The 11,759-nt window shown below is 72.3% G+C and carries 13 protein-coding genes; 8 read left to right on the forward strand and 5 right to left on the reverse strand.

Annotated elements, in window-relative coordinates:
- The first annotated feature begins 21 nt into the window (after positions 1-21).
- The 5 genes from ABD948_RS03715 (at position 22) to ABD948_RS03735 (ending at position 3,712) form a co-directional block, all read left to right on the forward strand.
- Entirely contained in the window at positions 22-897 is an 876-nt protein-coding gene (locus tag ABD948_RS03715; RefSeq protein WP_345262774.1) for a hypothetical protein, read from the forward strand.
- A gap of 97 nt (positions 898-994) precedes the next feature.
- Positions 995-1,981, forward strand: a complete 987-nt coding sequence (locus ABD948_RS03720; RefSeq protein ID WP_345262776.1) for an asparaginase — start codon at positions 995-997, stop codon at positions 1,979-1,981.
- A gap of 102 nt (positions 1,982-2,083) precedes the next feature.
- Positions 2,084-2,542, forward strand: a complete 459-nt coding sequence (locus tag ABD948_RS03725) for a helix-turn-helix domain-containing protein (RefSeq protein ID WP_345262778.1) — start codon at positions 2,084-2,086, stop codon at positions 2,540-2,542.
- A gap of 1 nt (position 2,543) precedes the next feature.
- Complete coding sequence (locus tag ABD948_RS03730) at positions 2,544-3,341, forward strand: hypothetical protein (RefSeq protein WP_345262780.1); 798 nt, start codon at positions 2,544-2,546, stop codon at positions 3,339-3,341.
- Positions 3,342-3,433: 92 nt separating this feature from the next.
- On the forward strand, positions 3,434-3,712 hold the full coding sequence (locus ABD948_RS03735) for a DUF2516 family protein (protein WP_345262782.1): 279 nt from the start codon (positions 3,434-3,436) through the stop codon (positions 3,710-3,712).
- A gap of 181 nt (positions 3,713-3,893) precedes the next feature.
- On the opposite strand, the gene ABD948_RS03740 is transcribed toward ABD948_RS03735, so the two are convergent.
- On the reverse strand, positions 3,894-5,291 hold the full coding sequence (locus ABD948_RS03740; RefSeq protein WP_345264451.1) for a sugar nucleotide-binding protein: 1,398 nt from the start codon (positions 5,289-5,291) through the stop codon (positions 3,894-3,896).
- Positions 5,292-5,293: 2 nt separating this feature from the next.
- Positions 5,294-6,292 carry a dTDP-glucose 4,6-dehydratase gene (rfbB, locus tag ABD948_RS03745; protein ID WP_345262784.1) on the reverse strand — a complete coding sequence of 333 codons (999 nt, stop codon included), beginning with the start codon at positions 6,290-6,292 and terminating at the stop codon, positions 5,294-5,296.
- 216 nt (positions 6,293-6,508) lie between these two features.
- Between rfbB and ABD948_RS03750 the strand changes: the two genes are divergently transcribed.
- Positions 6,509-7,966, forward strand: a complete 1,458-nt coding sequence (locus ABD948_RS03750; protein ID WP_345262786.1) for a sugar transferase — start codon at positions 6,509-6,511, stop codon at positions 7,964-7,966.
- A gap of 35 nt (positions 7,967-8,001) precedes the next feature.
- Complete coding sequence (gene rfbA, locus ABD948_RS03755) at positions 8,002-8,865, forward strand: glucose-1-phosphate thymidylyltransferase RfbA (RefSeq protein ID WP_345262788.1); 864 nt, start codon at positions 8,002-8,004, stop codon at positions 8,863-8,865.
- A 73-nt stretch (positions 8,866-8,938) separates the two neighbouring features.
- On the opposite strand, the gene dtd is transcribed toward rfbA, so the two are convergent.
- Positions 8,939-9,373 (reverse strand): D-aminoacyl-tRNA deacylase, encoded by a 435-nt coding sequence (dtd, locus tag ABD948_RS03760; RefSeq protein WP_345262790.1) that lies wholly within the window; start codon positions 9,371-9,373, stop codon positions 8,939-8,941.
- A gap of 1 nt (position 9,374) precedes the next feature.
- Positions 9,375-9,581, reverse strand: coding sequence for a hypothetical protein (locus ABD948_RS03765; protein ID WP_345262792.1), 207 nt, complete (start codon positions 9,579-9,581; stop codon positions 9,375-9,377).
- A 73-nt stretch (positions 9,582-9,654) separates the two neighbouring features.
- Here ABD948_RS03765 and ABD948_RS03770 point away from each other — a divergent pair, with 73 nt between their 5' ends.
- Entirely contained in the window at positions 9,655-10,488 is an 834-nt protein-coding gene (locus ABD948_RS03770) for a beta-keto acid cleavage family enzyme (protein ID WP_345262794.1), read from the forward strand.
- 61 nt (positions 10,489-10,549) lie between these two features.
- On the opposite strand, the gene ABD948_RS03775 is transcribed toward ABD948_RS03770, so the two are convergent.
- Positions 10,550-11,635 carry a hypothetical protein gene (locus ABD948_RS03775; protein WP_345262796.1) on the reverse strand — a complete coding sequence of 362 codons (1,086 nt, stop codon included), beginning with the start codon at positions 11,633-11,635 and terminating at the stop codon, positions 10,550-10,552.
- Positions 11,636-11,759: the final 124 nt, after the last annotated feature.

Here is an 11,759-nt window from a genome sequence, read left to right on the forward strand (position 1 = left end):
CAGTGAGAGAGATTGAGGGTCATGGGTGAGTCCGGCGGGCGCGCGACGCAGGTGGTGGTCGTGGTGCTGGCCGCGCTCGTGGGCGCCGCGGCCGTGTTCGTGGTGCTCAACCCGCCGGGCGCCGGCGGCAGTGGGCTCTCGCGCGACACCGCGGTGGAGTCGTCGTCGCCTGCCGGCTCGCCGTCCGGGGCGGCGTCGCCGATCGACGAGGAGCCGCTGGGCTCCGAGGCGCCCGTGCCCGAGCCCACCGCGCCCCCCACCTCCGACCCGCTCACCCCGCTGCCGGACGTGCCGCGCACCCTCGAGGTCGACTTCACCACCCAGGACCTGCCGCGGCGCGGCTGGAGCAGCATCAGCGTGGGGGAGGGGCGCACCGGGATCGCCCGCGCCGACGGCGCGCTGCGGCACGGCGAGAAGGTCGAGAACGCGCCTGCCAAGGGCGTGGTCGAGACCGAGCTGGAGGCCCCGGTGCAGCGCATCGGCGCCGAGATCCGCTTCGCCGAGAGTGGCTTCTCGCCGTCCGGGTTCGTGGCGCTCACCATCTCCGAGGCCTCGGTGGTGCAGGCGCTCGAGGCCGAGCAGCCGCTGCCCCGCTCCGGGGTCCGGCTCGTGGCCGCCCCCGGCCGCTGGGCGCTCGTGGTGGTGGACCCCTCCGCCGAGGCCCCCGAGACCCTGCTGCTCACCGGCGAGTTCGACGACGCCAACCTCGGCCGCAGCCAGAGCTACGACGTGCGCCGCCAGGAGGGCACCGTGTGGGTCACCGACCCCAGCGGCGCCACCTCGCAGATCACCGACGACCGCATCGCCGACTGGTCCGGCGCGGTGGCCGGCTGGGAGCTGATCGAGACCCGCGGCGACCAGACCCCCGCCGCCTTCCGCGGGATCTGGGCCGGCTGACCCATCCGCGATAGTCCGCAGCAAAGTGGTCGTGAAAGCCACCGGACCACGACCACCTTGCTGCGGACTATCGGGATGCGGCCCCTAGGGTGACGGCGTGAGCCAGCCTGTCGTCGCCGAGATCGTCCGCTCCGGGATCGTGGAGGGGCACCACTACGGCGCCCTGGTCGCGCTGGGGGCCGAGGGTGAGCCCGCCTGGCGCATCGGCGACGTCGAGCGGCCGATCCTGGCGCGCTCGTGCAACAAGCCGATCCAGGCGCTGGCCATGGTGCGGCTCGGGCTCGACCTGCCCGCCGACCTGCTGGCGCTCGCGTGCGCCTCGCACTCGGGCGAGGAGATGCACCTCAAGGGCGTCAAGAAGATCCTCAAGGGCGCCGGCCTCAAGGTCGACGCGCTGCAGACGCCGCCCGACTACCCGCTCGACGACGCCGCCCGCGAGGCCGTGCTCCGCCGGGGCGGGGAGCGCGAGTCGCTGACCATGAACTGCTCGGGCAAGCACGCCGCGATGCTCGCCACCTGCGTGCTCAACGACTGGCCCACCGAGAGCTACCGCGACCCCGAGCACCCGCTGCAGGTGGCCATCCGCGCCACCTTCGAGGAGCTCACCGGCGAGCCGGCGCAGGTGGCGGTCGACGGCTGCGGCGCCCCGCTGCTCTCCTGCTCGCTCACCGGGCTGGCCCGCGCCTTCCGCACGCTGGCCGTCGCGCACACCGGCCCCGAGGAGCGGGTGGCCGAGGCGATCCGCGCCCACCCCGAGATGGTCTCCGGCAGCAGCCGCGACGAGCGCGCGCTGCTGACGGCCGTCCCCGGCGCCATCGGCAAGGCCGGCGCCGAGGCCTGCTACGTCGTCGCGCTGCCCGACGGTCGCGCCTACGCGCTCAAGATCGAGGACGGCGGCGCCCGCGCCCGCCCGGTGCTGATGGCGGCCGCGCTGGTGCGCGACGGCGTCGACCTGGAGCGCGGCAACGACGGCCACGCGCTGCGCGCCACCGGCGAGGCGCCCCTGCTGGGAGCCGGCCAGCCGGTCGGTGAGGTGCGCGCGGTGCTCGACGACGTCGAGGTGCTTGCAGGTGCTAGCGCCTGAAACGGCAGGTCAGCGGCTTGTTCTGGTGGTTGACAGGGAGTGTGAACGACCTCACGCTAGCTGAGTTTGCAAGCGCTAACTCTTGCTAGCACACTGGGAGGCATGGCGAAGGGAAAGGTCGGGACCGCAGTCGGGTCCCTCGGCGACTACCTCAAGGAGCAGCGCACCGCCTCGCGTCTCTCCCTGCGGCAGCTGGCCGAGCAGGCCGGCGTCTCCAACCCCTACCTGAGCCAGATCGAGCGCGGTCTGCGCAAGCCCTCGGCCGAGGTCATGCAGCAGATCGCGAAGGCCCTGAGGATCAGCGCGGAGCAGCTCTACGTCCGCGCCGGGATCCTCGACCCCGAGGAGGGGTCCGGCAGTGGCGACAGCTCCGTGGAGCTGTCCATCCTGGCCGACACCCACCTCACCGAGCGGCAGAAGCAGTCGCTCCTCGACGTCTACTCGTCGTTCCTGGCGATGAACGCAGCGCTGGAGCCCGACTCGGGTCCGGCATCGGGGCAGACGCCCCGTGCGGACGACGAGCACCAGTCCACCCGAGTCACCTCACTGAAGGAGTCCTGACATGGCCAAGGCCAAGTTCGACATCAAGTCCATCGAGATCCCCGCCGTCGCGGCCAAGCCGTTCTACGCGGGTGTCGGCGCCGCCGACTACGCCGTCGAGTACGTGCGCGGCACCGTGGTCGAGACCCGCAGCACCGTGCAGGCCCGCGTCGCCGACGTGCAGAAGACCGTCAAGGACTTCGACCCCAGCCCCCGCGCGCTGCGCTCGCAGGCCACCTCCGTCGTCAACGAGCGCGTCGAGGCCGTCAGCAAGGACGCCAAGGCCCGCCGCGCCGCCGTCGAGGCGCGCATCAACGAGCTGCAGGAGCAGGTCAACAACGGCGTCGTCACCACCGTCGCCACCTACGAGGACCTCGCCAAGCGCGGCGAGACCACCGTCAAGCGCCTGCGCGGCGAGGTGGCCGGCGTGCTCGACGAGTTCGCCGACGAGGTCGAGGACGCCATCGAGGCCGTCGCCGACGTGATCGACGCCCCCAAGACCCCCGGCGCCGACAAGTCCGCCGCTCGCCGCACCACCGCCTCGAGCGCCGCGCGCCAGACCGCCGACGTCAAGAAGACCGCGGCCCGCAAGACCTCCGAGGTGGCCGACAAGACCGCCGCGAAGACCGCCGAGGTCAAGGACACCGCCGCCAAGAAGACCACCGCGGCGAAGAAGAGCACCCCGGCCAAGAAGGCCTCGGCTGCCAAGAAGACCACCACCAAGAAGGCCACCACCGCCAAGAAGACCGTGGCGGCGAACGCCGAGAAGGCCGCCGACAAGGTCGCCGACACCGCGGACAAGGCCGCCGACGCCAGCTGACGTCACCTCTCACCCCGTCAGGGGTGGTGACCCGGACCCCCGAGCCTCCTGGCTCGGGGGTCCTGTGCGTCTGCGTTGGCTAGGCTGAGCGCGTGATCTTCCAGCTCCAGGCGAACGTCATGCTCATCGTCGTCTTCGTGCTCCTGGCCGTGAAGATCTTCGCCTTCGTCAACTCGCTGATGTACTCCGCCGACGCCTACGAGGCCGCCGGCAAGCTCACCAAGCCCGCCTGGGCGCTGATCCTGGGGCTCGGCGTCGCGCTGCAGCTGCTGCTCGGCACCGGCATCCTGAACATCGTCTTCACCATCGCGGCGTTCGTGTACCTGGCTGACGTGCGGCCTGCACTGGCCGGGCTCTACCGCCGCCGCTGACGACCTCTCCGCTGATCGCTGGTTGAGCCGTGAGGCGCCCCAGCGCCGAGCGTGTCGACACCATGGTGAGCTGCGTGCCCTCCGGCGACTCTTGTCGATGTGGGAGGGCGGTCTTGCGGAGTTTCGACACGGGCTCGCTGGCGCTCGCCCGGCTCAACCAGCGGTTGGGAGCGGCTCGCGCTCAGGCGAGGTAGCGATCCAGCGCCTCGAGGGCGGGCTCGGGCTCGAAGCCGGTGGCGCGGATCTTGGCGAGGTCCAGGGTGCTCGTGAGCGGGCGGGGGGCCAGCTGCTTGCCGGCGCCGTACTCCTCGGTCGTGCAGGGCGTGACGTCGTCGGCCCTGCGGCCGGAGCGCTCGAAGACGGCGCACGCGACGTCGGCCCACGACGTCGGCTCGCCGCCGTTGGTGAGGTGGTAGGTGCCGTATGGCGCACGGGTCTCGAGCAGGTGGCGGATGCCGCGCACCAGCTCGCCGGTGAAGGTCAGACGGCCGACCTGGTCGGCGACCACGGTGGGGCTGACGCCCTTCTCGGCCAACGAGCGCATCGTGCGCACGAAGTTGCCGCCCTCGCCGATCACCCACGAGGTGCGGACGACGTAGTGGCGCTGGGCGGTGCCGACGGCGAGGTCGCCGGCGGCCTTGGCCTGGCCGTAGACGCCCAGCGGCGAGAACGGCTCGGTCTCGGTGTGCCCCTCGGGGCCCGCCTGCTCGCCGTCGAAGACGTAGTCGCTGGAGATGTGCACCAGCGTGAGGTGGTGCTCGTCGGCCACCTTCGCCAGCAGGGCGGGCGCGGTGGCGTTGGCGGCCCAGCACGCTGTGCGGCCCTCGGGGGTCTCGGCCGCGTCGACGGCGGTGTAGGCCGCGGCGTTGAGCACCAGGTGGTACTCGTGCCAGGGCCAGGCGGCGACGGCGGCGGGGTCGGTGAGGTCGAGCTCGTCGAGGTCGACGGCGTCCGCGTAGGGGAACGCCGCCTGCAGCGCGCGGCCCAGCTGACCGTTGCCCCCGGTGACCAGCACCTTCTTCGGCGGCATCGGCGTGACGTCGTCGAGGGTGGGGTTGGTGGTGTCCTTCTCGGAGATCTCGGCCTCTGCGAGCGGGATCGGCCACGGGATCGCGGCGCTCGGGTCACCCAGGTCGAGCGCGGGGTAGGAGCGGCCGGGCCGCCAGTGCTCGTTGACCAGGTAGGTGTAGGCGACGCCGTCGGTGAGGGTCTGGTAGCTGTTGCCCACGCCGCGGGGCACGAACACCGCCGTGCCGGCGTCGAGGACCACGTGGTGGGTGGCGCCGAAGGTGGGGCCCTCGCGCATGTCCACCCACGCCGCGAAGGCGCGACCGTTGGCCACCGAGACGAACTTGTCCCACGGCTCGGTGTGGATCCCGCGCGTGGCGCCGCGGCTGGCGTTGAATGAGACGTTGTTCTGCACCGGTGCGAAGTCGGGCAGGCCCAGCGCCACCATCTTCTCGCGCTGCCAGTTCTCCTTGAACCAGCCGCGGGCGTCCTCGTGCACCGGCAGGTGCACCACGAGCAGGCCCGGGATCGGGGTCTCCTCGATGCGCAGCTCCTGGGCCTGATCCGGCACGGTCACTGGCCCTTCGCGGCGTAGGTGGCCTCGGTGGCGTCCTTGTGCGGGCGCCACCACGCCTCGTGCTCGCGGTACCAGTCGATCGTGGCGGCCAGACCGGCCTCGAAGTCGCCGAACTGGGGCAGCCAGCCCAGCTCGGTGCGCAGCTTGGTGGAGTCGATGGCGTAGCGCAGGTCGTGGCCGGCGCGGTCGGTCACGTGGTCGAAGGCGTCCTCGGGCTGGCCCATCAGGCCCAGGATCAGTCGCACCACCTCGAGGTTGTTCTTCTCGCCGTCGGCGCCGATCAGGTAGGTCTCGCCGATCGCGCCGCGCTCGAGGATCGCCAGCACCGCCGAGGAGTGGTCGTCGGCGTGGATCCAGTCGCGCACGTTCTCGCCCGAGCCGTACAGCTTGGGGCGCACGCCGTCGACGACGTTGGTGATCTGGCGCGGGATGAACTTCTCGATGTGCTGCCAGGGGCCGTAGTTGTTCGAGCAGTTGGAGATGGTGGCGCGCACGCCGAAGCTGCGCACCCAGGCGCGCACCAGCAGGTCCGAGCCGGCCTTGGTGGAGGAGTAGGGGCTGCTGGGGTTGTAGGGCGTCGCCTCGGTGAACCGCTCGGGGTCGTCGAGCTCCAGGTCGCCGTACACCTCGTCGGTGGAGATGTGGTGCAGCCGGGTGTCGTGACGACGGGCCGCCTCCAGCAGCGTGAACGTGCCGATCAGGTTGGTCTGCACGAACGGGCTGGGGTCGGTGAGCGAGTTGTCGTTGTGGCTCTCGGCCGCGTAGTGCACGACGGCGTCGTGCTCGGCCACCAGCGGGTCGACGGTCCCGGCGTCGGCGACGTCGCCCACCACCAGGCGCACGCGGCTCTCGGGCAGCCCCGCCAGCGCGTCGCGGCTCGCGGCGTAGGTGAGCTTGTCCAGCACGGTGACGGTCAGGTCGGTGTGGCTGACGAGGTGGTGGACGAAGTTGGAGCCGATGAAGCCGGCGCCGCCGGTGACGAGTACGCGCTGCACCCGCCGCACAGTAGTGGTCTGCTCCGGTCTTCCCGAACTCGAGCATTTCGGAATGGGTGTTCACGGAATGGATACCTCCACATGCTGCGCGTACGCCGCTTCGCCCGTAGGGTGACGCTCGGGAATGACGCCAGGAGCAGGGACGCTCCGGAGTCGTAGGCGTTTGGGGGCCGGTTCCCACCGACTACCCAGGCGCGTCATGGGGGAGCAGCACGTATGACCTTGCAAGCCGACATCACTCGGGCCGGCCTCGGCGTCGGGCGACGCAGCACCCGTGCCTGGCGGGCGCTGCCGGCGTTCGCGGCACTCAGCGACCTCGGAGTCGTGGCCTGCGCCATCGCGCTGGCCACGTTCAGCCGCGAGAACCTCTTCGAGACTCCCGGCATGATCCTGGACTCGGTCCTGCTTGTCGGCCCCCTGATGCTGCTCGGCACGGTGGCTGCCATCGCCATCCTCGGCGGCTACCGCCCCGAGGTCTTCGGCGCCGGCACCGACGAGTTCAAGCGCGTCTTCAACGCCGGGCTGCTGGCCGCCGGCCTCACCGGAGTCGGCTGCTACCTGGCCAACTTCCCGCTCTCGCGCGGCTTCTTCGTCATCGCCTTCGGCGTGGGCGTGCCCGCCACGGTCACTGGCCGCTGGCTGCTGCGCCGCGCGCTGCACAGCGCTCGGCGTCGTGGCGTCCTCACCCAGCGCGTGCTGATCGCCGGCTCGCCCTCGCACGTCGACGAGGTGGCCGCCGTGATCCGGCGCGAGTCGTGGCTGGGCTACCACGTCGTCGGGGCGCTCACCCCCGCCACGCACGAGCGCTCGACGACGCACTCGGGGCTGCCGGTGTTCGGTGACTGCGAGCAGGTGGGCGCGATTGCCGCCGAGGCCGAGGTCGACGTCGTCTTCTTCGCCGGCGGCGCCTTCGAGAGCGCCGGCGAGTTGCGCCGTCGCGTGTGGGAGCTGGAGAGCGAGCCCGTGCAGGTGGTGGTGGCCCCCAGCGTCACCGACATCTCCTCCGACCGCGTCAAGGTGCGCCCCGTCGGCGGCCTGCCGCTCATGCACATCGACCCGCCCACCTGGACCGACGCCTCCCGCTGGGGCAAGCGCACCTTCGACGTCGTCGGCGCCGGCCTGCTGCTGGTGCTTCTCTCGCCCGTGTTCGCCGTGATCGCGCTGCTGGTCAAGCGCGACGACGGCGGGCCCGTGCTGTTCCGCCAGACCCGGATCGGTCGGCAGGGCGAGGAGTTCGACTGCCTGAAGTTCCGCTCGATGGTGCCCGACGCCGAGGCGCGGTTGGCCGCGCTGCACGCGAGCAGCAAGCACTCCGGCGGCCTGTTCAAGATGAAGGACGACCCGCGCATCACCGGGCCCGGACGCTGGTTGCGCCGGTTTTCGCTCGACGAGCTGCCCCAGCTGCTCAACGTCGTCCGCGGTGAGATGAGCCTGGTGGGCCCGCGCCCGCCGCTGCGCTCCGAGGTCGACACCTACGAGGCCGACACCACCCGTCGTCTGCACGTGCGCCCCGGGATGACCGGCCTGTGGCAGGTCTCGGGCCGATCCGACCTGTCGTGGGAGGAGGCCGTGCGCCTGGACCTCTACTACGTGGACAACTGGTCGATGATGCAGGACCTCAGCATCCTGGTGAAGACCGTGCGCGCGGTGACGGCGAGCTCCGGGGCGTACTGACGCATCGTCCGGCGTCCTGACCCTAGGGTTGGCCCATGCGCGGAATCGTCCTGGCCGGTGGCACCGGCAGCCGGCTGCACCCCATCACCCACGCGGTGAGCAAGCAGCTGATGCCGGTCTACGACAAGCCGATGATCTACTACCCGCTCTCCACGCTGATGCTGGCCGGCATCCGCGAGGTGCTGGTGATCACCACCCCGCACGAGGCCGAGCCGTTCCGGCGGCTGCTCGGTGACGGCTCTCAGTGGGGGATGCGCATCGAGTACGCCGTCCAGCCCTCGCCCGACGGCCTCGCCCAGGCGTTCCTGATCGGCGAGGAGTTCATCGCCGGCGAGCCGGTGGCACTGGTGCTCGGCGACAACATCTTCTACGGGACGGGGCTGGGCACCCAGCTGCGCCGCTTCGCCGACCTCGAGGGCGCCGCCGTCTTCGCCTACCGCGTCTCGGACCCCACTGCCTACGGCGTCGTGGAGTTCGACGACTCGCTGCGGGCGATCTCGCTGGAGGAGAAGCCCGCCTCGCCACGGTCTCCGTACGCGGTGCCGGGGCTGTACTTCTACGACTCGTCGGTGGTGGGGCACGCCCGCGGGCTCAAGCCCTCGGCGCGCGGCGAGCTGGAGATCACCGATCTCAACCGCATCTACCTCGAGGCCGACCAGCTCTCCGTCGGGGTGCTGCCGCGGGGGTCGGCGTGGCTCGACACCGGCACGGTGGAGGACCTCAACGACGCCGCCAACTACATCCGCGCCATCGAGCACCGCCAGGGCCTCAAGATCGGTGCCCCCGAGGAGGTCGCCTGGCGGATGGGCTTCATCGACGACGCCCGCCTCGCCGAGCTGGCCGAGCCGCTGCGCAAGTCCGGGTACGGCACGTACCTGCTGGGGTTGCTGGAGGGCTGAGCTGCCCCGGGGCCCGATAGTGCGTAGCAAAGTGGTCGTGCTCCGCCCAGATGAGCGACCACTTTGCTGCGCACTATCGCGGTGGGGTCTCGAGGATCAGGGTGATCGGGCCGTCGTTCACCGAGGTCACCGCCATGTCGGCACCGAAGACGCCGCGCTCCACGTGCGCACCCAGGCCGGCCAGCTCGCGGCAGACGGCGTCGTAGAGCGGCTCGCTCACCGGCCCGGGCGCGGCCGCCTGCCAGGTGGGGCGGCGGCCCTTGCGGGCGTCGCCGTAGAGCGTGAACTGGCTGACGACGAGCAGTGGCGCGCCGACGTCGGAGGCCGACTGCTCCTCGCGCAGGATCCGCACGCCCCACAGCTTGCGCGCCATCCAGCCCACCTCGGGGTCGCCGTCGTCGTGCGTGACGCCGAGGTAGACCAGCAACCCGGGCTCGGTGATCGCGCCGACGACGGCGCCGCCGACCTCCACCTGCGCCGAGCGCACCCGCTGCACGACCGCCCGCACCTCAGCGCTCCTCGCGCCACAGGTACGCGCACGCCGCCATGCCGACCGCCCACGCGACCAGCACCGGGACGTCGCCGTCGTTCAGGCCGTGCGTCGTGCCGTTGATCGCCCACAGCGTCTCGCCGGCCCACGGGCCGTGCCCGGCGAGGAGCAGCAGCGTCAGCACCGTGAGCACTCCCGCGAGCAGGAGGACGACGGGCCGGCGCATCGACCAAGACTAGAGAGCGACGGGGCTCACAGCCCTGCGCGGGTCGGCGAGAGGTGCTGGCAGGATGCGCCGCATGAGCGTGCCACCCGAGGCGCTGCTGGTGACCGTGGCCCCCACCGGGGCCGAGACCAGCAAGGCCGACTGCCCCCAGCTGCCCACCACCCCCGAGGAGCTGGCCACCACCGCCCGCGCGTGCGAGGCGGCCGGGGCCGCGATGATCCACCTGCACGTGCGCGACGGCGAGCACGCCCCCACGCTGGACCAGGTGCTGCTGCGCGAGTGGGTGGCGGCGGTGCGCGAGTCGTCGTCGCTCGTGGTGCAGCTCTCGACCGGCGGGTCGGTGCACGACCCGCTCGAGGAGCGGCTGCGGGTGCTCGACGCCGAGCCCGACTCGTGCAGCCTCACGATGGGCACCACCAACTTCGGCGACGACGTCTTCCTCAACCCGTGGCCGTTCGTGTGCGAGCTGTACCAGCTGGCGCAGGAGCGGGGGGTGGCCCCGGAGTTCGAGCTGTTCGACCTCGGCCAGGTGGCCGCGCTCGGTCGGCTGCTCGACCGCTACGGGCTGCCGGTGGGCGAGAAGGTGCACGTCGACTTCGTGATGGGTGTGCCCGGCGGCATGCCCGGCACCGCCGACGCGCTGGTCGCCGGCGTCGCGGCGCTGCCGCCCCAGGTGACCTCGTGGGGCGCCACCGGCATCGGTCGCTCGACGCTCGCCGTCGGCCTGGCCTCGCTCTCCAAGGGCGGCCACCTGCGGGTGGGCATGGAGGACGTGCTCACCCTGGCCCGCGGCGTGCCCGTGGAGAGCAACGCGCAGCTGGTGGAGCGCGCCGTCGCGATGGGCGAGCTGGCCCAGCGGCGCCCCATGACGCCGTCCGAGGCGCGGGTGCTGCTGGGCCTGGGCTGACCCGATATTCCTCAGCAAAGTGGTCGCCCCAGCGCCTCGGGAACGACCATCTTGCTGCGGACTATCGGCCAGCGAGGTCGGGCAGCGCCGGGAGGGGCGGGCACGGTGGCGGCCACGGGCCGCGCTCACGCCGCAGCTGCTCGGCGTCCCGTTCTTCCCTCTCCTTCCACCAGTCGGGCTGGTCGAGGGTCCACGTGCGACGGCTCGGCGCGATGTCGGCGCGCCGGTTCCAGGCCGACCTGAGCCGGGTCACGGCCCCACCGCGGGTGTCGCCCTGGGCGACCTCCACCGGTGTCAGGTGGTGCGCACGGAAGCGCTCGCCCCGTGCCAGGTCGCGGCCCCGCTGGCCCGGACGCTGCCAGTGGTAGGCGCCCTGGTACTCGCCGGCGAGCCCGCGCCGCGGGTCGAACAGGTCGGGGACGCCGATCAGTCGCTCGTCCAGGTCGAACACAGGCTCGTTGACGAGCGGCTCGGGCAGGTCGGCGTCGCGCCAGGCACAGAGCAGCCACGCCTCGCGCGCCGAGCGGGCCCGCGCCGTCGCCAGCGGCCAGGCGTCGCGGAAGAGCTGGATGCCGGTCCACGAGGTGCGCCGGTAGGCGTAGGTCGCCAGCTGCTCGATGTCCACCAGTCCGGCCGCCAGCACCATGCTCACGGCCACGACCGCCTCCCAGAGCTCGCCGCGGGCCACGACCTCGTCGAAGAGGGCACGCAGGGGCGTCGTCACGGGGATGCCGGCCACGAGGTGCCGGTCGTACGACGCCAACCGGACCCTGCTCGTGACCGACGCCGGGTGGGCCCGCAGCATCGTGGCGCCCGCCAGCAGCGGCACGGGCAGGTCGGCGTCGCCGCCCGGCCCACGGCCGTCGAAGTACGCAGCGCCCTGCCACCGCAGCGCCGCCCAGCCGGTCACCGCGCCACGGCAGTCGCCGAGCACCCGGTGCCCCTGCTCCAGGATGCGCTGCTCGACGGTCGTGGGCCGGCCGGCCGTGGGCACGTACCACCGCGGCGCCACCGCGAGCCAGCGCCCCGACCGCACCTGCCCCCGGGTCGGCCCCGCGGAACCCGTGGGGTCGAGCCGTCGCGGTGCCACCAACCCCGGGGGTCGGTGGCACCACAGCCGGCTGGCGGCGTCGGCGTCGGTCTCCATGCCGCCGGAGCCTGGACGTTCCCCACCCTGCGCGCGCCTCGGTCTCCCGACCCTGTGGACGGCCCGGCGGGCGACCCCGCGCTGTGGACGGCCAGTGGGCCGATAGTCCGCAGCAAGACGGTTG

It is taken from the genome of Nocardioides nanhaiensis (genome assembly GCF_039542785.1).
Taxonomy (GTDB): Bacteria; Actinomycetota; Actinomycetes; order Propionibacteriales; family Nocardioidaceae; genus Nocardioides; species Nocardioides nanhaiensis.

Bases quoted from the DNA above. Each gene is read 5' to 3' on its own strand.
- ABD948_RS03715 (WP_345262774.1), top strand. From the start codon at position 22: ATGGGTGAGTCCGGCGGGCGCGCGACGCAGGTGGTGGTCGTGGTGCTG.
- ABD948_RS03725 (WP_345262778.1), top strand. From the start codon at position 2,084: ATGGCGAAGGGAAAGGTCGGGACCGCAGTCGGGTCCCTCGGCGACTAC.
- ABD948_RS03730 (WP_345262780.1), top strand. From the start codon at position 2,544: ATGGCCAAGGCCAAGTTCGACATCAAGTCCATCGAGATCCCCGCCGTC.
- ABD948_RS03750 (WP_345262786.1), top strand. From the start codon at position 6,509: ATGACCTTGCAAGCCGACATCACTCGGGCCGGCCTCGGCGTCGGGCGA.
- rfbA (WP_345262788.1), top strand. From the start codon at position 8,002: ATGCGCGGAATCGTCCTGGCCGGTGGCACCGGCAGCCGGCTGCACCCC.
- ABD948_RS03765 (WP_345262792.1), bottom strand. From the start codon at position 9,581: ATGCGCCGGCCCGTCGTCCTCCTGCTCGCGGGAGTGCTCACGGTGCTG.
- ABD948_RS03770 (WP_345262794.1), top strand. From the start codon at position 9,655: ATGAGCGTGCCACCCGAGGCGCTGCTGGTGACCGTGGCCCCCACCGGG.
- ABD948_RS03775 (WP_345262796.1), bottom strand. From the start codon at position 11,635: ATGGAGACCGACGCCGACGCCGCCAGCCGGCTGTGGTGCCACCGACCC.